Annotated in this window: 20 protein-coding genes; 9 read left to right on the top strand and 11 right to left on the bottom strand. The window is 71.7% G+C overall.

Features of this window, described 5'->3' with window-relative positions:
• Positions 1 to 56: 56 nt before the first annotated feature.
• Both ACGFZS_RS12550 and ACGFZS_RS12545 read right to left on the bottom strand, forming a co-directional pair.
• Positions 57 to 881, bottom strand: coding sequence for a purine-nucleoside phosphorylase (locus tag ACGFZS_RS12550; protein WP_355715536.1), 825 nt, complete (start codon positions 879 to 881; stop codon positions 57 to 59).
• A gap of 136 nt (positions 882 to 1,017) precedes the next feature.
• Positions 1,018 to 1,458, bottom strand: coding sequence for a gamma-glutamylcyclotransferase (locus ACGFZS_RS12545; RefSeq protein WP_365694784.1), 441 nt, complete (start codon positions 1,456 to 1,458; stop codon positions 1,018 to 1,020).
• Positions 1,459 to 1,542: 84 nt separating this feature from the next.
• Here ACGFZS_RS12545 and ACGFZS_RS12540 point away from each other — a divergent pair, with 84 nt between their 5' ends.
• On the top strand, positions 1,543 to 2,991 hold the full coding sequence (locus tag ACGFZS_RS12540) for an NAD(P)H-quinone dehydrogenase (RefSeq protein WP_365694781.1): 1,449 nt from the start codon (positions 1,543 to 1,545) through the stop codon (positions 2,989 to 2,991).
• A 166-nt stretch (positions 2,992 to 3,157) separates the two neighbouring features.
• Positions 3,158 to 4,123 carry a DeoR/GlpR family DNA-binding transcription regulator gene (locus ACGFZS_RS12535; RefSeq protein ID WP_365694779.1) on the top strand — a complete coding sequence of 322 codons (966 nt, stop codon included), beginning with the start codon at positions 3,158 to 3,160 and terminating at the stop codon, positions 4,121 to 4,123.
• A 19-nt stretch (positions 4,124 to 4,142) separates the two neighbouring features.
• On the opposite strand, the gene ACGFZS_RS12530 is transcribed toward ACGFZS_RS12535, so the two are convergent.
• Positions 4,143 to 4,679, bottom strand: a complete 537-nt coding sequence (locus ACGFZS_RS12530; protein ID WP_393795063.1) for a TetR/AcrR family transcriptional regulator — start codon at positions 4,677 to 4,679, stop codon at positions 4,143 to 4,145.
• 74 nt (positions 4,680 to 4,753) lie between these two features.
• Complete coding sequence (locus ACGFZS_RS12525) at positions 4,754 to 6,526, bottom strand: acetyl/propionyl/methylcrotonyl-CoA carboxylase subunit alpha (RefSeq protein ID WP_393795062.1); 1,773 nt, start codon at positions 6,524 to 6,526, stop codon at positions 4,754 to 4,756.
• 375 nt (positions 6,527 to 6,901) lie between these two features.
• Here ACGFZS_RS12525 and ACGFZS_RS12520 point away from each other — a divergent pair, with 375 nt between their 5' ends.
• Positions 6,902 to 7,483: a hypothetical protein gene (locus ACGFZS_RS12520; protein WP_393795061.1), complete on the top strand. Its 582-nt coding sequence runs from the start codon at positions 6,902 to 6,904 to the stop codon at positions 7,481 to 7,483.
• Here ACGFZS_RS12520 and ACGFZS_RS12515 read toward each other — a convergent pair.
• The 4 genes from ACGFZS_RS12515 to ACGFZS_RS12500 form a co-directional block, all read right to left on the bottom strand.
• Entirely contained in the window at positions 7,455 to 8,057 is a 603-nt protein-coding gene (locus tag ACGFZS_RS12515) for a Maf family protein (protein ID WP_393795060.1), read from the bottom strand. The two genes, ACGFZS_RS12520 and ACGFZS_RS12515, sit on opposite strands and share 29 nt — an antisense overlap.
• 37 nt (positions 8,058 to 8,094) lie before the next feature.
• A complete protein-coding gene (gene mmpB, locus ACGFZS_RS12510; protein ID WP_355728804.1) occupies positions 8,095 to 8,223 on the bottom strand; it encodes a morphogenic membrane protein MmpB in 129 nt (42 codons plus the stop codon).
• 128 nt (positions 8,224 to 8,351) lie between these two features.
• A complete protein-coding gene (locus ACGFZS_RS12505) occupies positions 8,352 to 8,561 on the bottom strand; it encodes an acyl-CoA carboxylase epsilon subunit (RefSeq protein ID WP_393795059.1) in 210 nt (69 codons plus the stop codon).
• 11 nt (positions 8,562 to 8,572) lie between these two features.
• Positions 8,573 to 10,168 (bottom strand): acyl-CoA carboxylase subunit beta, encoded by a 1,596-nt coding sequence (locus ACGFZS_RS12500; protein WP_393795058.1) that lies wholly within the window; start codon positions 10,166 to 10,168, stop codon positions 8,573 to 8,575.
• A 110-nt stretch (positions 10,169 to 10,278) separates the two neighbouring features.
• On the opposite strand from ACGFZS_RS12500, the gene ACGFZS_RS12495 reads away from it, so the two are divergent.
• On the top strand, positions 10,279 to 11,154 hold the full coding sequence (locus tag ACGFZS_RS12495; protein WP_393795057.1) for a biotin--[acetyl-CoA-carboxylase] ligase: 876 nt from the start codon (positions 10,279 to 10,281) through the stop codon (positions 11,152 to 11,154).
• 136 nt (positions 11,155 to 11,290) lie between these two features.
• A complete protein-coding gene (locus ACGFZS_RS12490; protein WP_393795056.1) occupies positions 11,291 to 12,397 on the top strand; it encodes an adenylate/guanylate cyclase domain-containing protein in 1,107 nt (368 codons plus the stop codon).
• A gap of 16 nt (positions 12,398 to 12,413) precedes the next feature.
• On the opposite strand, the gene ACGFZS_RS12485 is transcribed toward ACGFZS_RS12490, so the two are convergent.
• Positions 12,414 to 12,962, bottom strand: a complete 549-nt coding sequence (locus ACGFZS_RS12485; RefSeq protein WP_393795055.1) for a hypothetical protein — start codon at positions 12,960 to 12,962, stop codon at positions 12,414 to 12,416.
• A gap of 234 nt (positions 12,963 to 13,196) precedes the next feature.
• Between ACGFZS_RS12485 and ACGFZS_RS12480 the strand changes: the two genes are divergently transcribed.
• From ACGFZS_RS12480 to hutH, 3 genes are all read left to right on the top strand, one after another.
• Positions 13,197 to 13,991, top strand: coding sequence for an enoyl-CoA hydratase/isomerase family protein (locus ACGFZS_RS12480; RefSeq protein WP_393795054.1), 795 nt, complete (start codon positions 13,197 to 13,199; stop codon positions 13,989 to 13,991).
• A gap of 155 nt (positions 13,992 to 14,146) precedes the next feature.
• Entirely contained in the window at positions 14,147 to 15,292 is a 1,146-nt protein-coding gene (locus ACGFZS_RS12475; RefSeq protein WP_393795053.1) for a diguanylate cyclase domain-containing protein, read from the top strand.
• An 87-nt stretch (positions 15,293 to 15,379) separates the two neighbouring features.
• Positions 15,380 to 16,918 carry a histidine ammonia-lyase gene (gene hutH / locus ACGFZS_RS12470; RefSeq protein ID WP_393795459.1) on the top strand — a complete coding sequence of 513 codons (1,539 nt, stop codon included), beginning with the start codon at positions 15,380 to 15,382 and terminating at the stop codon, positions 16,916 to 16,918.
• Positions 16,919 to 17,008: 90 nt separating this feature from the next.
• Here the strand turns inward: hutH and ACGFZS_RS12465 are convergent, their stop codons facing one another.
• Together ACGFZS_RS12465 and ACGFZS_RS12460 are read right to left on the bottom strand one after the other, a co-directional pair.
• Complete coding sequence (locus ACGFZS_RS12465; RefSeq protein WP_393795052.1) at positions 17,009 to 17,791, bottom strand: hypothetical protein; 783 nt, start codon at positions 17,789 to 17,791, stop codon at positions 17,009 to 17,011.
• 41 nt (positions 17,792 to 17,832) lie between these two features.
• Complete coding sequence (locus ACGFZS_RS12460; RefSeq protein WP_365687217.1) at positions 17,833 to 18,150, bottom strand: LAETG motif-containing sortase-dependent surface protein; 318 nt, start codon at positions 18,148 to 18,150, stop codon at positions 17,833 to 17,835.
• A gap of 109 nt (positions 18,151 to 18,259) precedes the next feature.
• On the opposite strand from ACGFZS_RS12460, the gene ACGFZS_RS12455 reads away from it, so the two are divergent.
• Positions 18,260 to 18,607, top strand: a complete 348-nt coding sequence (locus ACGFZS_RS12455) for a hypothetical protein (protein WP_393662947.1) — start codon at positions 18,260 to 18,262, stop codon at positions 18,605 to 18,607.
• The last annotated feature ends 134 nt before the right edge of the window (positions 18,608 to 18,741 follow it).

Raw genomic sequence — 18,741 nt, 5'->3', positions numbered from 1 at the left:
GCCACGACGGACCCGCAGACGCCTATGACCGATCGTGGCACCCCCTACGGCGTTCTTCAGAGCCTGCCCAGTACCTGCGCCAGCAGTGAACCCATCCGCGCGGCGCTGTCGCGGCCCGCCTGGAGGACCTCCTCGTGGTTGAGGGGCTCGCCGGTCATGCCGGCGGCGAGGTTCGTGACGAGGGAGATGCCCAGGACCTCGGCGCCCGCCTCGCGCGCGGCGATCGCTTCGAGGACCGTCGACATGCCCACCAGGTCCGCGCCGATCACGCGGGCCATGCGGATCTCGGCCGGGGTCTCGTAGTGCGGGCCGGGGAACTGGGCGTAGACGCCCTCTTCGAGGGAGGGGTCGATCTCCTTGCACAGGGCGCGCAGGCGGGGGGAGTAGAGATCGGTGAGGTCGACGAAGTTGGCGCCGACGATGGGGGAGGTCGCCGTCAGGTTGATGTGGTCGCTGATCAGGACGGGCTGGCCGGGGCGCATGCCCTCGCGGAGGCCGCCGCAGCCGTTGGTGAGGACGATCGTCTTGCAGCCGGCGGCGACGGCGGTGCGCACGCCGTGTGCGACGGCGGCGACGCCCCGGCCCTCGTAGTAGTGCGTGCGGCCGAGGAAGACCAGCGCGCGCTTGTCACCGATGGCGTACGAGCGGATCGTGCCGCCGTGCCCCTCGACGGCCGGCGGCGGGAAGCCGGGCAGCTCGGTGACCTGGAACTCGGCGTCGGCAGCGCCGAGGGCGTCGACGGCCGGAGCCCAGCCGGAGCCCATCACGAGGGCGACGTCGTGGGTGTCGGCGCCCGTGAGCTCGCGCAGGCGAGCGGCGGCCGCGTCGGCGGCGGCGTGGGGGTCGCCCTGGATGTCGTCCGGAAGAAGAGATGCGTTCACGCGGATGAGAGTAGCCGGTCCGGGCCTACGCGCGTAGATGACGGAGCTCACGGGATGGCGATCGTTGTCTTGTCGTTTCCAACGAGCGGTGTGACGCAGGTGACTTTTGTGTCGGCTGTGGATGGTCTGTGCGACTTCAGCAGGGGCGCTTGCGGAGTTCCATCACGTAGTCGTGGGGGGCGCCCGCGGACTCGGCCGCGTCGGCGATCTCGCCGAGGTAGCGGGCGGAGGGAAGGCCGCCCTCGTAGCCGTTGAGGACGTAGAGCCAGGCCGTCTCCTCGCCCTCCAGCGTGTGGACGCGGACGCGCGCGCGGCGGTAGATGCCCATGGCCACGCCCTCCCAGCGGTCCATGGACTCCTCGTCCGGCGGGGCGATGTCGTAGAGGCCGACGAAGATCTGGGACATCGGGTCCTCGACGATCGTCGCCAGCGCGCCTTCCCAGCCCATGTGCTCGCCGCCGAAGGTCAGCCGCCATCCGTTCAGCCATCCGGTGGCGCGCAGGGGAGAGTGCGGGGCGCGGCGGGACATCAGCCGCGCGTCGAGATTGCCGGCGTAGGCGGCGTAGAGCGACGACATGGGGAGAGGGTACGGCAGCCGTCCCGTGGGTCACTCCCGTCCCAGGGCGCCCCCGGGCAGTAGCACCTTGAAGCGTGCGGGACAATGGAGTACGTGACTCGGATCGTGATCATCGGTGGCGGACCCGGCGGCTATGAAGCGGCGCTGGTGGCCGCGCAGCTCGGCGCGGAGGTGACCGTCGTCGACTGCGACGGTCTGGGCGGAGCGTCGGTGCTGACCGACTGCGTGCCGTCGAAGACCCTTATCGCTACGGCCGAGGTCATGACGACCTTTGACTCGTCGTACGAGGAATTGGGGATCATCGTCGCCGATGACACTCCGCCGCTGGAGCAGGCCGCCCGGGTGGTGGGGGTCGATCTGGGGAAGGTCAACCGGCGGGTGAAGCGGCTGGCGCTGGCGCAGTCGCATGACATCACGGCTTCGGTGACGCGGGCCGGGGCGCGGGTCATGCGCGGGCGGGGGCGGCTGGAGGGCATGCAGGCCCTGGACGGGTCGCGGAAGGTGGTCGTCAGCGCTGCGGACGGGAGCGAGGAGACTCTTGTCGCGGACGCGGTGCTCATCGCCACCGGCGGGCATCCGCGGGAGGTGCCCGACGCGCTGCCCGACGGCGAGCGGATCCTGAACTGGACGCAGGTGTACGACCTGACCGAGCTGCCCGAGGAGCTCATCGTGGTCGGGTCGGGTGTGACCGGTGCCGAGTTCGCGGGTGCCTACCAGGCGCTGGGGTCGAAGGTCACGCTGGTGTCGTCGCGGGACCGCGTGCTGCCCGGTGAGGACCCGGACGCGGCGGCCGTGCTGGAGGACGTCTTCCGGCGGCGCGGGATGAACGTGATGGCCCGGTCGCGTGCGGCCGCGGCGAAGCGGGTGGGGGACCGGGTCGAGGTCACCCTCGCGGACGGGCGGGTCATCAGCGGCACGCACTGTCTGATGGCCGTCGGTGCCATTCCGAACAGTGCGGGGCTGGGGCTGGAGGAGGCGGGCGTCAAGCTGCGCGACTCCGGGCACATCTGGACCGACAAGGTGAGCCGGACGAGCGCGCCGGGCGTGTACGCGGCCGGTGACGTGACCGGGGTCTTCGCTCTCGCGTCGGTGGCCGCCATGCAGGGGCGGATCGCCATGTACCACTTCCTGGGCGACGCGGTGGCGCCGCTGAACCTGAAGACCGTGTCGTCGAACGTGTTCACCGACCCGGAGATCGCGACGGTGGGGTACACGCAGGCGGACGTGGACGCCGGGAAGATCGACGCCCGGGTCGTGAAGCTGCCGCTGCTGCGCAACCCGCGCGCGAAGATGCAGGGCATCCGGGACGGCTTCGTGAAGCTGTTCTGCCGGCCGGGCACGGGGATCATCGTGGGCGGTGTGGTCGTGTCGCCCCGGGCTTCGGAGCTGATCCATCCGATCTCGATCGCCGTCGACAACAATCTGACGGTCGAACAGATCGCGAACGCGTTCACCGTGTATCCGTCCCTTTCGGGGTCGATCGCGGAGGTCGCACGGCAGTTGCACACCCGGAAGACCGGCAGCGAACTCTGACGGCCGGAACCGACTCCCCGCTGGTCACGGGGAGTTGTCGAGCATGCGTACGGCATAGTCGGGCGGTCTGGGCCCTATACCACTTCTGACCCTGCTGTGCGAACAACTTCTGCTATTCGGCGCAAACTGCTGAAAGCAGACGGTCGTTGGGGTTACTGTCAGTTTCGTGTTCGCTGCAGAACGTCGCCAATTGATCCTCGAAATGGTGCGAGCGAACGGGGCCGTGTCGCTCCGTGAGCTCGCCCGCGTCGTCCAGACCTCAGAAGTGACCGTACGGCGGGACGTGCGCGCACTGGAGGCAGAAGGACTCCTCGACCGCCGGCACGGCGGTGCGGTACTGCCGGGCGGGTTCACGCGGGAGTCCGGCTTTCCGCAAAAATCTCATCTCGCGACCGCCGAGAAGACGGCCATCGCCGATCTCGCCGCGGGTCTCGTCGAAGAGGGCGAGGCCATCGTGGTCGGGGCGGGGACCACCACCCAGGAACTCGCGCGCCGGCTGGCGAGAGTTCCCGGACTCACCGTCGTCACCAACTCGCTGCTGGTGGCGCAGGCGCTGGCCCATGCCAACCGGGTCGAGGTCGTGATGACCGGCGGAACGCTCCGCGGGTCCAACTACGCCCTCGTGGGCTCCGGCGCGGAGCAGTCCCTGCAGGGGCTGCGCGTGTCGAAGGCCTTCCTGTCCGGCAGCGGCCTGACCGCCGAGCGGGGGCTTTCCACGTCCAACATGCTGTCCGCCTCGGTGGACAGGGCGCTGGTGCAGGCCGCCGCGGAGGTGGTCGTCCTCGCCGACCACACCAAGCTCGGTACGGACACGATGTTCCAGACCGTGCCGACCGATGTCATCACCCGGCTGGTCACGGACGAGCCGCCGGCTCATGACGACCGTGCCGCCACCGAGCTTCAGGCCCTCGCCGACCAGGGGGTGCAGATCGCCGTGGCCGGGGCGTCCGGAAACCCGGGGGGTGATCAGGTCCCGACGCGCCAGCAACAGCATCAACAGCGTCGGGACGTGTCCCTTCCGGGGCCGCGGCGGGGCCAGGTGCCGGGGAACGGGCTGCGCTCGGCCTCGGTGCTCGGCGAGCCGCCCACGGGGGCCGAGCGGGCGCGGGTCGCCGATCTCCGGCGGCGGTGAGGGCGCGCGCCCCTCAGCCTCAAGTCAGTCCTCGCAGCGTCAGCTGCAGCAGTCTGTCCGCCAGATCCGGGTCTCCGGGTGACTCCTCCACTGCCAGGGCGATGGCGTGGCTGAGTCGGAGGAGATCACCGATCCGTACGTCCGGCCGTACCGTCCCCGCCTCCTGAGCGCGGGTCAGCAGAGCCGTACCCGCCTCCGTCATCGGGGTGCCGCAGCGGGACAGGGCCGAGTCCGAGGACGCCGACATCAGGGCCTTCGACAGGCCCCGGTACTCGGCCGCGTGGACGACCACCTCGTGCAGCCAGGTCAGCAGGGCCTGGCAGGGGTGGGAAGCCGACTGCAACTCCCGTGCCCGGTCCAGAAGTTCGTTCACCGCGCCCTCGAAGACCGCGCTCATCAGGGCGTGCCGGTTGGGGAAGTGGCGGTAGAGGGTGCCGATGCCCACGCCCGCCCGGCGGGCCACGTCCTCCAGCGAGGCGTCGGTGCCGTGTTCGGCGAACACGGTGCGGGCCTCGGCGAGCAGCCGGTCGTGGTTGCGGCGGGCGTCGGCGCGCATGGGCCGTTCCGGAGAACTCGGCGCCCGGCGAACGGGCGGATGCCGTTCGCCGGGCGATGCGGTTCGGGGCGTCGTCAGTCCTTGATCTCGCAGATCACGGCGCCGGAGGTGAGGGAGGCACCGACCTCGGCGGCGAGGCCCTTGACGGTGCCGGCCTTGTGCGCGTTGAGCGGCTGTTCCATCTTCATCGCTTCGAGTACGACGATCAGGTCGCCTTCCTTGACCTCCTGGCCCTCCTCGACGGCGACCTTGACGATCGTGCCCTGCATGGGCGAGGCGAGGGTGTCGCCGGAGGCGACCGGCCCGGACTTCTTCGCGGCCCGGCGCTTCGGCTTGGCGCCGGCGGCCAGACCGGTGCGGGCCAGGGTCATGCCCAGGGACGCGGGGAGGGAGACCTCCAGGCGCTTGCCGCCGACCTCGACGACGACCGTCTCACGGCCGTTGTCCTCCTCGGCCTCGGCGTCGGCCGGGGCGGCGAAGGGCTTGATCTCGTTGACGAACTCGGTCTCGATCCAGCGGGTGTGGACCGTGAACGGGTCCTCGGAGCCGGTGAGCTCGGGCGCGAACGCCGGGTCGCGGACGACGACGCGGTGGAAGGGGATGGCGGTGGCCATGCCCTCGACCTGGAACTCGTCCAGTGCGCGGGCGGCCCGCTGCAGGGCCTCGGCGCGGGTGCGGCCGGTGACGATCAGCTTGGCCAGGAGGGAGTCCCAGGCCGGGCCGATGACCGAACCCGCCTCCACGCCGGCGTCGAGGCGGACGCCGGGGCCGGAGGGGGCGTCGAAGCGGGTGACCGTGCCGGGGGCGGGCAGGAAGTTGCGGCCCGGGTCCTCGCCGTTGATGCGGAACTCGAAGGAGTGCCCGCGCAGCTCCGGGTCGCCGTAGCCGAGTTCCTCGCCGTCGGCGATGCGGAACATCTCGCGGACCAGGTCGATGCCCGCGACCTCCTCGGTCACCGGGTGCTCGACCTGCAGACGCGTGTTGACCTCCAGGAAGGAGATCGTGCCGTCCTGTCCGACCAGGAACTCACATGTGCCGGCGCCCTCGTAGGCGGCTTCCTTGAGGATGGCCTTGGAGGCGCGGTACAGCTCGTCGACCTGGGCGTCGGACAGGAACGGCGCGGGGGCCTCCTCGACGAGTTTCTGGTGGCGGCGCTGGAGGGAGCAGTCGCGGGTGGAGACGACGACCACGTTGCCGTGCTTGTCGGCCAGGCACTGGGTCTCCACGTGGCGGGGGCGGTCGAGGTAGCGCTCGACGAAGCACTCGCCACGGCCGAACGCGGCCACCGCCTCGCGGACGGCGGACTCGTACAGCTCGGGGACCTCTTCGAGGGTGCGGGCGACCTTCAGGCCGCGTCCGCCGCCGCCGAAGGCCGCCTTGATCGCGATCGGCAGGCCGTGCTCGGTGGCGAAGGCGACGACCTCGTCGGCGCCGGAGACCGGGTCGGGGGTGCCGGCCACCAGCGGGGCACCGGCACGCTGGGCGATGTGACGGGCCGCCACCTTGTCACCCAGGTCGCGGATGGCCTGCGGCGGCGGGCCGATCCAGGTCAGACCCGCGTCCAGGACCGCCTGGGCGAACTCGGCGTTCTCCGAGAGGAAGCCGTAGCCCGGGTGGACGGCGTCCGCCCCCGCCTCACGCGCCGCGTTCAGGACCTTGTCGATGTCCAGATAGCTGGTGGCCGGGGTGTCACCGCCCAGGGCGAACGCCTCATCCGCGGCGCGGACATGCAGAGCGTCACGGTCCGGATCCGCATAGACGGCCACGCTCGCGATTCCAGCGTCCCGGCAGGCCCGGGCCACGCGGACAGCGATTTCGCCACGGTTGGCGATGAGCACCTTGCGCACGATTGAGGCTCCCTCCTTGAAACAAGCCGAGTTTAGGGACTGCCGACACGGCACTTCGACCCGTCCCCACTGGTGAGCTTGCCCACACGGAGCGTGATGCGAGGCTCGCCCGACCCGCGAAAGCCCTTGTCGCACCGAGGTACGCAGGACTCCTTCGGAAAACCCTAGCCCCGCGATGTGCTCAAGGTCTCTGTGAGAGCGTGCCGCGCCCCACAGCGTTTCTTTGTTGAGTCCCTACGAATGGCCCAACGAATCTTTGCTGCCGCCCGGACCCTTGTCCCCCGGTTTACCCGTTAGTAGCGTTCGCGATGTCTTGAACGAACTTCAAGTAACACCGGCTCGCAGCGGGTCGGGGACGAAAGTGGGTGGGGACCGGTGGTGCGCAGACCGGTGGCGTGGATCGTGGCGGTCGTACTCTTCGCCGAGGCGCTCGGGATCGCGGCACTCAACTGGTTCATGGGGGTGGTCGTCGACCGGCAGAACATGTCGATGGCCGGCCTCGACCCGGACAAGATGTCGATGTCCGCGAAGATCGGCGGTGTGGTCTTCGGCCTCTACTTCGCGCTGTGCGCGCTGGTGGCCCTGCTGGTCGCCATCCGCAACCGCGCGCCCGCCGGCCTCGGCCGGGTCCTGCTGATCAGCGTCGCGGTCGTCCACGGCCTGCTGGGCGCGGTGGCCTGGGGCCTGGTCGGCTGGAAGGCCTTCCTGTACATGGTGGTCGTCCTCGCGCTCGTCGTGCTGCTGCTGATGACGTACGACCGTGAGAACGGGGCGGTGGCGGCCGCCGGGGGCGACGCGGGCGGGGGTGACACCGGTGAGGGCGCGGACGCCTCGGACTCGGGCTCGGACTCGGGCTCGGGCTTGGAGGGCGGCGGCCCGGCACCAGAACCGGAGCCGGTGACGGAGGACGCGCCGCCCGCCGCGCCGGTCACTCCGTCGGCGCCCACAACTCCGTGATGCCGATGCCCAGGTCGGCCAGCAGCCGGCGGACCAGGGGCAGGCTGATGCCGATCACGTTGCCGTGGTCGCCGTCGATGCCGTCGATGAACGGCGCGCTGCGGCCGTCCAGGGTGAACGCCCCCGCCACGTAGAGGGGTTCGCCCGAGGCGACGTACGCGGCGATCTCCTCGTCGGAGGGCTCGCCGAACCGGACGACGGTGGACGCGGTCGCCGACACGTACCGCTTGGCCGTCGTGTCCCAGACGCAGTGCCCGGTCTGCAGGGTGCCCGCGCGGCCCCGCATGGCCTTCCAGCGGGCGGTCGCCTCCTCGGCGTCCGCCGGCTTGCCGAGGGCCTGGCCGTCGAGGTCGAGCACGGAGTCGCAGCCGATGACGATCGCGCCCTGGACGTCCGGGCGGGCGGCGACGACGGAGGCCTTGGCCTCGGCGAGGGCGAGAGCCAGGTCCGCCGGGGTGGGGGCGGTGACGGCGTCCTCGTCGACACCGCTGACGATCGCCTCGGGGGCGAGGCCTGCCTGGCGCAGGAGGTTCAGCCGGGCGGGGGACTGGGAGGCGAGGACGAGTCTGCGCATGGCGCCAGCGTATCGGTGGGGGCCGACAGAGGGGTTCTCACCTCACGCCGAGCACGATCATCGCCAGCAGCATGGCCAGGGCCAGGAGGACGCCGAGCCGCCGGAGGGTGTTCTGCATGTCTCGCAGTTCCTTCGGCGGCTCGTCATCAGGGTCCGACCACAGCATGTCACCAGCGTGCGGCTTGGCCGGGGCGGGCGCCTGAGTAGGGGTACTCAAATTGGTGGGCGGGGTTCCTCTTGGGTGCGCTCACGCGGCGGAGCCGCATATTGATACAGCCCCGCGCCCCTGAACGTTTAGGCCGGCCAGTAGGTGCGGGTCCATGCGCTTTGGCCCGGGCGTGGTACTCGGTGCTGGGCGATGCGGCTCGGGTCGGACCAGGCGTCCCTTGTTGTCGCGGGGCCGGTGGGGGTGGCGGCCATGGCGGCTGCCCGTGCCCTTACGACCGCGAGTGCGGCGGCCAGCTCCTCCGGGGTGGGGTTGCCCCGTATGACTTTGATCGTCACAGCGGCTCTCCTTACAGGGGGATGTTGCCGTGCTTCTTGGGCGGGAGGGACTCGCGCTTGGTGCGGAGCTGGCGCAGGCCCTTGACGATGTGGCGGCGGGTGTCGGAGGGCATGATGACGGCGTCGACGTAGCCGCGTTCGGCCGCCGTGTAGGGGTTGAGGAGGGTGTCCTCGTACTCCTGGATCAGGCGGGCGCGGACGGCTTCGGCGTTCTCGCCGTTCGCCTCCGCCTCGGCGATCGTGCGGCGGTGCAGGATGTTGACGGCGCCCTGGGCGCCCATGACGGCGATCTGGGCGGTGGGCCAGGCGAGGTTGAGGTCGGCGCCCAGGTGCTTGGAGCCCATGACGTCGTAGGCGCCGCCGAAGGCCTTGCGGGTGATGACGGTGATCAGGGGGACGGTGGCCTCGGCGTAGGCGTAGATGAGCTTGGCGCCGCGGCGGATGATGCCGTCGTGCTCCTGGTCGACGCCGGGGAGGAAGCCCGGGACGTCGACGAAGGTGAGGACGGGGACGTTGAAGGCGTCGCAGGTGCGGACGAAGCGGGCCGCCTTCTCGGACGCCTTGATGTCCAGGCAGCCGGCGAACTGCATCGGCTGGTTGGCGACGATGCCCACCGGGTGGCCCTCGACGCGGCCGAAGCCGGTGACGATGTTCGGGGCGAACAGCGACTGCGTCTCGAAGAACTCGGCGTCGTCCAGGACGTGTTCGAGCACCGTGTGGATGTCGTACGGCTGGTTCGCGCTGTCCGGGACCAGGGTGTCCAGCTCCAGGTCCTCGGCGGTGACCGTGAGGTCGGCCTCCTCGGGGAAGACCGGGGCCTCGGAGAGGTTGTTGGACGGCAGGTAGGACAGCAGCTGCTTGATGTACTCGACGGCGTCCTTCTCGTCGCCCGCCATGTGGTGGGCGACGCCGGAGACCGAGTTGTGGGTGCGGGCGCCGCCGAGCTCCTCGAAGCCGACGTCCTCGCCGGTGACCGTCTTGATGACGTCCGGGCCGGTGATGAACATGTGGGACGTCTGGTCGACCATGACCGTGAAGTCGGTGATGGCGGGGGAGTAGACCGCGCCGCCGGCGCACGGGCCGACGACGAGCGAGATCTGCGGGATCACACCGCTCGCGTGGGTGTTGCGGCGGAAGATCTCGCCGTAGGCGCCCAGCGAGGCGACGCCTTCCTGGATGCGGGCGCCGCCGGAGTCGTTGATGCCGATGACCGGGCAGCCGGTCTTCAGGGCGAAGTCCATCACCTTGACGATCTTCTGGCCGTAGACCTCGCCCAGCGCCCCGCCGAAGACGGTGAAGTCCTGGGAGAAGACGGCGACGGGGCGGCCGTCGACGGTGCCGTACCCGGAGACGACGCCGTCGCCGTAGGGGCGGTTCTTCTCCAGGCCGAAGTTGCTGGAGCGGTGCTGGGCGAACTCGTCCAACTCCACGAAGGAGTCCTCGTCGAGGAGCAGCTCGATCCGCTCACGGGCCGTCAGTTTGCCCTTGGCGTGCTGCTTTTCTACGGCGCGCTCCGAACCGGCGTGTGTCGCCTCGTGGACACGACGCTGGAGATCCGCGAGCTTCCCCGCGGTCGTGTGAATGTCGATCTCTTCCGGCTCGGACATCGGGATGCGGCTCCCTGCCTGCTCAAAAGGGGGGACGGTTACTCATTCGTAGAGTAGTGGGGCGCCTACCAAACGGCGGTGCGGCGTACACCACACCTAGGGTGGCTTGCATGACGCCGCGAGATGCAGCAGACGAGAACAACAATCGCTGGTCCGACCTGGACCGTCCACCGCTCAACGGTGCCGGGCTGCGCCGGGCCCTGGTGCGGGACGGCGGGCACGAGGGGCTCTACCGCGACGTCGAGGTCGTGCAGCGCACCGGCTCCACCAACTCCGACCTCGTGGCGCGGGCACTCGCGGGCGGCGCGGACGAGGGGGCGGTGCTGGTCGCCGAGGAGCAGACGGCGGGGCGCGGCCGCCTGGACCGGCAGTGGACGGCACCGGCCCGCTCGGGCCTGTTCTTCTCGGTGCTGCTCCAGCCGGCCGAGGTGCCGGTGGCCCGCTGGGGATGGCTGCCGCTGCTGACCGGGGTGGCGGTGGCGACGGGGCTGGCGCGGGCGGCGGGCGTCGACACGGCACTCAAGTGGCCGAACGACCTCCTGGTCACCGTGGGTGACGAGGAACGCAAGACCGGGGGCATCCTCGCGGAGCGGGCCGGCCAGGACGGTGTGGTCGTCGGCGTCGGCATCAACGTCTCGCTCCGCGCCGAGGAACTGCCCGTCCCGCAGGCGGGGTCGCTGGCCCTGGCCGACGCGGTCAGCACCGACCGCGAGACCCTGCTGCGAGCCGTCCTGCGCTCCCTGGAGGACTGGTACGGGCGCTGGCGCGCGGCAGGCGGCGACCCGGCCGCCAGCGGCCTCCAGGAGGCGTACGCGGCGGGCTGCGCGACGCTGGGCCGGACGGTCCGGGCCGAGCTGCCCGGCGACCGGTCGGTGGTCGGCGAGGCGGTCGCGATCGACGGCGACGGAAGACTGGTGATCGCGACGGGGACCGGCGTCCGGGAACCGGTGGGCGCGGGAGACATCGTGCACTTGCGTCCGGCGTGAGGCCATCACCCGGAACTCGACCTCCACCGCCCACCACCCCAATGTCGGCTTACCTCACGAAGTGAGCTACCGCACAGCTGCCGTAGAGTTGAGGCCGGTCGGTATGCGACCGCGGTAGATCGGAAGGGCAGCAGGCGTGACCGTCGACGACACGGGCTCCGGCGAGGGCGCGGACGCCGCCGACTCCGGCGAGGACCCGCTCGCGCTGCGCCTCGAAGGCCTGATCCTCGGGGCCGACCGCCGTTACACCCCGTTCCAGGCCGCCCGCAGCGCCGGCGTCTCCATGGAGCTGGCGTCGAGGTTCTGGCGGGCGATGGGCTTCGCCGACATCGGACAGGCCAAGGCGCTGACCGAGGCCGACGTGCTGGCACTGCGCCGGCTCGCCGGTCTCGTCGAGGCGGGCCTGCTCAGCGAGGCCATGGCGGTGCAGGTGGCGCGGTCGACCGGGCAGACCACCGCCCGTCTGGCCGAGTGGCAGATGGATTCCTTCCTGGAGGGCCTGACCGAGCCGCCCGAGCCGGGCATGACCCGTACCGAGGTCACGTACCCGATCGTCGAACTGCTCCTGCCCGAACTGGAGGAGTTCCTCGTCTACGTCTGGCGCCGCCAGCTCGCCGCCTCGGCCGGCCGGGTCGTGCAGGCCACCGACGACGAGGAGATGGTCGACCGCCGGCTGGCCGTCGGCTTCGCCGACCTCGTCGGGTTCACGCGGCTGACCCGCCGGATGGAGGAGGAGGAGCTCGGCGAGCTGGTCGAGGCCTTCGAGACCACCGCCGCCGACCTGGTCGCGGCCCGCGGTGGCCGGCTCATCAAGACCCTGGGCGACGAGGTCCTCTACGCCGCCGACGACGCCGGTATCGCCGCCGACATCGCGCTGCGCCTCGTCGAGACCATGGCGAACGACGAGACGATGCCGGAGCTGCGCGTCGGCATGGCCTTCGGCACGGTGACCACCCGAATGGGCGATGTCTTCGGTACGACGGTGAACCTCGCCTCCCGGCTGACCTCCATAGCCCCCCGGGACGCCGTCCTGGTCGACTCCGCCTTCGCCGAGGAACTGATCCGCAGCGGTGAGGCGCCCGCCTCGGAGGCGGAGGCCGCCGAGGCCGCGGCCGCCGCCGAGAAGGAGGGCGAGGAGCCCCCGACGTACCGCTTCGCCCTCCAGCCGATGTGGCAGCGCCCGGTCCGTGGCCTGGGCGTCGTGGAGCCCTGGCTCCTCACCCGCCGCGACGGGGAGCCGTAGCCGCCCCGGACGGCCTCTAGCCTCGGCCGGACCGCGGCAGCGGGTTCACGCACAGGCCGACGATCGGCAGGCAGACGCCGTCGCCGGGCTGCTGGGTGCTCGGGGCCGGGGCCGGGGCCGTGGTGGGTGTGGCCGGCGGGGTGGTGGTGGCCGGTGCCGGTGGCGGGCTCGTCGGGCGGGCCGGGCCCGTCGGGATGGTGGTCGGGACCGTGGTCGCGCCGGGCAGGGCGGTCGGGGAGGCCGTCGGTGACGGCGCGGTGCGGGGCGCGGCCGTCGGGGTGGGGCGCTCGCTGTCCATGAGGGAGGTCGCCGAGGGCGGGGCCGTGGGGGCCGCGCCGAGGGTCGCCGCCGTGTTCACCGGGCGGTCCGTGGCGTGCGCGGTCGGATCGAGCCGGGGCTCGGCCTCCGCGGCGCCGGGCCCCCCGACGCCGCCGCCGTCCGGTGTCATCCGTACGAGGCTCAGCACACCGGCGGCCAGCGCCAGCCCGCCGGCGGCGAGCAGCACCTTGCGCGGCCGGGGCTTGCGATGGCGTCCCCGGCGGCCGACTGCGGACATTCCTGTCATGACGCTTCCCTCCCCACACCTTCGCTCCCGTCGCGCGCCTCCGATGCGCCGTGGCGAGCGCACGTTATGCGCTGCTGTGGGGCCTGCGCCGGGAGTCTCCCGGGATGTCACCCGAACGAGGGGACGCGAGGGGACACGGGACCGGCCGGTGCCTCTTTCCCCGGGGCCGCCCCGGCTGCGATGATCGGGGAGTTAACAGGCGTTAACTGGTGGGTACGTCGAGCGGAGGGTGACATGAGCGAGGAGCGGTACGGGGAGTTCGTGCTGGTACGGCGGCACGGTCACGTCGCGGAGCTCGTACTGGACCGGCCCAAGGCCATGAACGCGGTGTCGATGGCGATGGCCCGCTCGGTCATCGCCGCGTGCGCCGCGCTCGGCGCCGACCGGGACGCGCGCGTGGTGGTGGTGACGTCCTCGCACGAGCGGGCGTTCTGCGTCGGCGCGGACCTGAAGGAACGCAACGGGATGACCGACGCGGAGCTGCTCCGGTCCCGGCCGCTGTCGCGCGGGACGTACACCGGCGTCCTGGAGCTGCCCATGCCGACGATCGCCGCCGTGCACGGCTACGCGCTCGGCGGCGGCTTCGAACTGGCCCTGTCCTGCGATGTGATCGTGGCCGACGGCACCGCCGTGGTGGGCCTGCCCGAGGTGTCGGTCGGCGTGATCCCGGGCGGCGGCGGCACCCAGCTGCTGCCCCGCCGCGTCGGCGCGGCCCGCGCGGCCGAGCTGATCTTCTCCGCCCGCCGGGTGGAGGCCGCCGAGGCGCACGAGCTGGGCCTGGTCGACCAGCTGGTGGAGGCGGGCCGCGACCGCGAGGAGGCCCTGGCGCTGGCGGGCCGGATGGCCGCCAACTCCCCGGTCGGCCTCCGCGCGGCCAAACGGGCCCTGCGCCTCGGCCACGGCCTTGACCTGCGCACCGGCCTGGAGGTCGAGGACGCCGCCTGGCGAGCCGTCGCCTTCTCCGGCGACCGCGCGGAGGGCGTCGCCGCCTTCAACGAGAAGCGGAAGCCGGAGTGGCCCGGGGAGTGAAGCGCCCCGTAAGGGGCGCGGGGCTGTAGTCGATATGCGGCTACCGCCGCGTGGGCGCGACCAGCCCCCACCGGCCCGCAGCCGACCCCGCTGCCGCAACACCTGTTCGCCGCACCAACGCCCCAAATCATCCAAACCATCCCTAACCTGGAGTAATGGGTGATGACAACCGGCTCGCCGCCGTAGTGACGCTGGCGCAGGGCATGGCCGCCGCTCACACCCCACGTGAGTGCTGGCGCGCCGCCGCCGCCGGCGCCTGCCGTGCCCTCGACGGCAGCTTCGCCGCGCTCTCCGTCTGGGAGCGCGAGCTCGGCCGGCTCCGGGTCCTGGTGAACGTCGGCGAGCGCGCCCCGGGCGAGGAGGAGTTCCCGGAGGCCGAGGCCTATCCGGTGCACCAGTTCCCGGAGATCACCGAGTTCCTGCACGAACGCTGGGCGGGCGGCGGCGGTCCCAACGCCTGGGTCGAGACGGCCGAGGGTCCCGCCGCCGGCCGCCCCGGCTACTCGCACCAGCGCGTCGCCGCCCTGCGCCGCCGGGGCCGCGGCTGCTGTCTGGTCGCCCCGATCGTGCTGCACGGCAGGGCCTGGGGCGAGCTGTACGTGGCCCGCGCCGTCCGCGCCCCCGTCTTCGGCCGCGGCGACGCCGACTTCGCCACCGTGCTCGCCTCCGTCGTCGCCGCCGGGATCGCGCAGACCGAGCAGTTGGAGGAGGCCCGCCGGCTCGCGTACACCGACGCGCTGACCGGGCTCGCCAACCGCCGCGCGGTCGACGTCCGTCTCGACGAGGCGGTCGAACGGCACCGCGCCGAAGGGGCCGTGGTCAGCCTCGTGGTCTGTGACCTCAACGGGCTGAAGAAGGTGAACGACAGTCAGGGGCACGCCGTCGGCGACCGTCTCCTGGAGCGGTTCGGCTCGGTGCTGTCCCTGTGCGGGGCGATGCTCCCGGGCGCGCTCGCGGCGCGGCTCGGCGGGGACGAGTTCTGTCTGCTGGCGGTCGGCCCGCCGGCCGACGACGTGGTCAAGGCGGCCGGCGAACTCTGCCGCCGGGCCGGGGAGCTGGAGCTCGGTGAGGGGGTCGCCTGCGGGGTCGCCTCGACCGCGGACCCGATCGGGCCGGTGCGCTCCGCCCGCCGTCTGTTCCGGCTCGCGGACGCGGCCCAGTACCGGGCGAAGGCGCTGCGCGCGGACCGGCCGGTGGTGGCGGGCCGGGAGGGCCCGGACGATCCGGTCGTACGGCTGGCCGACGCGCCTCCGCCGGAGCGGGCCGAGCGGCGCAGCTTCCGCGGGCGCCGGGGGCTGTGACGTAGACGTCAGGGAGAAGTAAGGGGCAACCCCGTACCCCACTAGTGACAGCGGCTGCATTCAATGCGTACGCTCCTGAATATGGATATGCACACTGTGGTGGTGGGGACGTCCGGTGTCACCGCGTCCGACGTTCTCGCCGTGGCGCGCGGCGGCGCCCGGATCGAACTCTCCGCGGAGGCGGTCGCGGCGCTCGCGGCGGCCCGCGAGATCGTGGACGCGCTGGCGGCCAAGCCGGAACCGGTCTACGGCGTCAGCACCGGCTTCGGCGCCCTCGCGACCCGGCACATCAGCCAGGAGCTGCGGGGCCGGCTGCAGCGCAACATCGTCCGCTCGCACGCCGCCGGCATGGGGCCGCGGGTCGAGCGCGAGGTCGTACGGGCCCTGATGTTCCTGCGGCTGAAGACCGTCTGCTCCGGACACACCGGTGTGCGTCCCGAGGTCGCCCAGACCATGGCCGACGTACTGAACGCCGGGATCACCCCGGTCGTCCACGAGTACGGCTCGCTGGGCTGCTCCGGCGACCTGGCCCCGCTGTCGCACTGTGCTCTGACGCTCATGGGCGAGGGGGAGGCCGAGGGCCCGGACGGGGTCGTACGGTCCGCGGGCGAGCTGCTCGCCGAGCACGGGATCGCGCCCGTCGAACTGCGCGAGAAGGAGGGGCTGGCCCTCCTCAACGGCACCGACGGCATGCTCGGCATGCTGGTGATGGCCCTCGCCGACCTGGACATGCTCTACAAGTCCGCCGACATCACCGCCGCGTTGAGCCTGGAGGCGCTGCTCGGCACGGACAAGGTGCTCGCGCCCGAGCTGCACGCCATCCGCCCGCATCCGGGGCAGGGCGACAGCGCCGCCAACATGCTCGCCGTGCTGAAGGGTTCCCAGCTCACCGGGCACCACCAGGACGACGCGCCGCGCGTGCAGGACGCGTACTCGGTGCGGTGCGCTCCGCAGGTCGCCGGGGCCGGGCGGGACACGCTCGCGCACGCCCGGCTGGTCGCCGAGCGGGAGCTGGCCTCCGCCGTCGACAACCCGGTGGTGCTGCCCGACGGGCGGGTCGAGTCCAACGGCAACTTCCATGGCGCGCCGGTCGCCTACGTCCTCGACTTCCTCGCCATCGCGGCGGCCGACCTCGGGTCCATCGCCGAGCGGCGCACCGACCGGCTGCTGGACAAGAACCGCAGCCACGGGCTGCCGCCGTTCCTCGCGGACGACGCGGGCGTCGACTCCGGGCTGATGATCGCCCAGTACACACAGGCGGCGCTGGTCAGCGAGATGAAGCGGCTCGCCGTTCCGGCGTCGGCCGACTCGATCCCCTCCTCGGCGATGCAGGAGGACCACGTGTCCATGGGGTGGTCGGCCGCGCGCAAGCTGCGGACCACCGTGGGGAATCTGGCGCGGATCGTCGCGGTCGAGCTGTACGCGGCGACCCGGGCGATCGAGCTGCGGGAAGGGCTGACGCCGGCACCGGCGTCCCAGGCCGTGATCGAGGCGGCGCGCTCCGCGGGGGTGCGGGGGGCTGGGCCGGACCGGTTCCTCGCGCCGGATCTGGCGGCCGCGGAGGAGTTCGTGCGGGCCGGGGCGCTGGTTGCCGCGGCGGAGACGGTGACCGGGCCGTTGCGGTAGTTCGTCGGGCGCGGGGGCGTGGGGGCTGGTCGCGCCCACGCGGCGGCAGCCGCATATCGATACAGCCCCGCGCCCCTTGGGGGGGATCGCTCAGCCCAGCTTCGCCGACTGTGCCCTGATCACCGCCGTCGGCACGGTGTACGTCTTATCGGCCATCATCGCGCCGATGTTCATCGTGAAGTACGTGGCGAGGGTGTTGCCGTGGCGGACCACCTCGGCGTGCAGGGGGGCCTTGTCGCCGTCCAGGTCGGTGATCGCGGTGAAGGCCACCGACTCGTCGCCGGTGCCGGACGGCTTCGTCGCCGTCACCTTGGTGACCTTCTGCTCGTCGTCGGAGGTGCCGCCGGTGAAGCCGGCCGCGCAGGATCCGACCGCTGTGGAGAGGGCCTTGAGGGCCTGTTCGGCGCCGTCTCCGTCGTACGACGAGAGGTCGAGGGACGTGATGTCCAGGTTCATCGAGTCCTTGAGGGAGGACTCGAACGTGCCGTCGGCCAGGTCGTCGAGGGAGGTCGCGTCGTCGGTCGGGTCCTTCTTGTCCTCGCGTACCGTGCGGCCGATCTCGGTGACCGGGGCGGCCGGGGCGAGGCCGGTGAGGACGTAGGCGAGCGGGCGGCACTTCTCGTCGCTGCTCCTGATGCCGCTCCTGCCGGGCGCGGCCTCGCCGACGGCGTTGACCTTGTAGCCGTCCACCTCGTCCTGCGTGAGGATGCGCTGCTTCAGCTGTGCGGTGCTCAGCGCCCGCACCGAGGAGGGGGCGGAGCCGGCGGAGTCCGTGTCCTTCGAACTCCCCTCGGAGCAGCCCGCGATGAGGGCGAGGGACAGCGCGCCGCCGACGGCGAGGGCGCGGATCCGCACGCCCGATGATCTCTTCATGAGAGGACTGTGAGTCCGCGGTCAAAGAACGGTCAAGTTATTTAAAATTCCAGCCGTTCGCGGCGGACCGAATAGACCACGAAGCCCGCGCCGACGGCGAGGAAAAGGGTGCCGCCGACGACGTACGGGGTGGTGTCCGGGCTGCCGGTGTCGGCGAGCCGGGTGGCGTCCCCGGTCGCCTCGGAGGTGGCCTCGGACAGTGCCTTGGCCTGCTGGGTGACCGTGGCCGCCGTACTCTCCGACGTGCCGGTTCTCGCCGTGGAGTCCTGGGACGCGTTGGCGGACGGGACGAACCACAGCGCGCACAGGAGCGTGCCTGCGGCGGTGGCGGTCAGCAACGGGCGGCGAGCGGATGACACGGAATATCGATCCCCTTGTGACGCTGGCGAATTGGCCGTGTGAGGCGATGTTAGTGAAAGTCGCGGGTCACGGGAAAGTCACGGGAGGTTTCAGTCGTACGCTCCGGGCATGAGCACTCCAGAGACATCACGTTTTGTGCGGCTTCGGGTGGAGCTGGTCGTCGAGGTGGAGGACACCGACGCGGTCACCAAGGCGGCGCTGCTGCGGATCGCCGACGACCCCGACCTGCCGGGCGAGGAGCGGGCCCAGGCCGAGGCCGCTGTGACGGAAGACACCGCCGAGGCCCTCGCCTATCTCGTCGATCCGTTCGACCTGGTCAGCGAGGTGCCGGGAGTCGATCTCCAGCAGGCCTCCTGGTCCAGCGAGCGGATTTCCTACGATCCGGATTCGCCGGACTGGGATCTCGACGAGGATGATGACGAGCGCGACGACGAAGAAGAGGTCGGCATCGGCTGAGCGATCCGGGGAACCTGTGGCCCCGGACGGCAACCGCCGTCCGGGGTTTCGTCGTCTCGGAGGACGCACGGACCGGTCCCTGCCGCACCAGCCGCCCCGGCGGACGTGGTGTGCCCCACAGATCCGAAGAATGT

The sequence above is a fragment of the Streptomyces sp. NPDC048288 genome (assembly GCF_043201555.1).
Classification (GTDB): Bacteria; Actinomycetota; Actinomycetes; order Streptomycetales; family Streptomycetaceae; genus Streptomyces.
The sequence above is the reverse complement of the archived record's forward strand: the minus strand, read 5'-3'. Positions and strand labels throughout refer to the sequence as shown.

What these genes read in the sequence shown, in the direction of transcription:
- ACGFZS_RS12545 (WP_365694784.1), bottom strand. Translation starts at nt 1,458, where the DNA reads ATGTCGTCGCTCTACGCCGCCTACGCCGGCAATCTCGACGCGCGGCTG.
- ACGFZS_RS12540 (WP_365694781.1), top strand. Translation starts at nt 1,543, where the DNA reads ATGGAGTACGTGACTCGGATCGTGATCATCGGTGGCGGACCCGGCGGC.
- ACGFZS_RS12530 (WP_393795063.1), bottom strand. Translation starts at nt 4,679, where the DNA reads ATGCGCGCCGACGCCCGCCGCAACCACGACCGGCTGCTCGCCGAGGCC.
- ACGFZS_RS12515 (WP_393795060.1), bottom strand. Translation starts at nt 8,057, where the DNA reads ATGCGCAGACTCGTCCTCGCCTCCCAGTCCCCCGCCCGGCTGAACCTC.
- mmpB (WP_355728804.1), bottom strand. Translation starts at nt 8,223, where the DNA reads ATGCTGTGGTCGGACCCTGATGACGAGCCGCCGAAGGAACTGCGAGAC.
- ACGFZS_RS12500 (WP_393795058.1), bottom strand. Translation starts at nt 10,168, where the DNA reads ATGTCCGAGCCGGAAGAGATCGACATTCACACGACCGCGGGGAAGCTC.
- ACGFZS_RS12495 (WP_393795057.1), top strand. Translation starts at nt 10,279, where the DNA reads ATGACGCCGCGAGATGCAGCAGACGAGAACAACAATCGCTGGTCCGAC.
- ACGFZS_RS12485 (WP_393795055.1), bottom strand. Translation starts at nt 12,962, where the DNA reads ATGACAGGAATGTCCGCAGTCGGCCGCCGGGGACGCCATCGCAAGCCC.
- ACGFZS_RS12480 (WP_393795054.1), top strand. Translation starts at nt 13,197, where the DNA reads ATGAGCGAGGAGCGGTACGGGGAGTTCGTGCTGGTACGGCGGCACGGT.
- ACGFZS_RS12475 (WP_393795053.1), top strand. Translation starts at nt 14,147, where the DNA reads ATGGGTGATGACAACCGGCTCGCCGCCGTAGTGACGCTGGCGCAGGGC.
- hutH (WP_393795459.1), top strand. Translation starts at nt 15,380, where the DNA reads ATGCACACTGTGGTGGTGGGGACGTCCGGTGTCACCGCGTCCGACGTT.
- ACGFZS_RS12465 (WP_393795052.1), bottom strand. Translation starts at nt 17,791, where the DNA reads ATGAAGAGATCATCGGGCGTGCGGATCCGCGCCCTCGCCGTCGGCGGC.
- ACGFZS_RS12455 (WP_393662947.1), top strand. Translation starts at nt 18,260, where the DNA reads ATGAGCACTCCAGAGACATCACGTTTTGTGCGGCTTCGGGTGGAGCTG.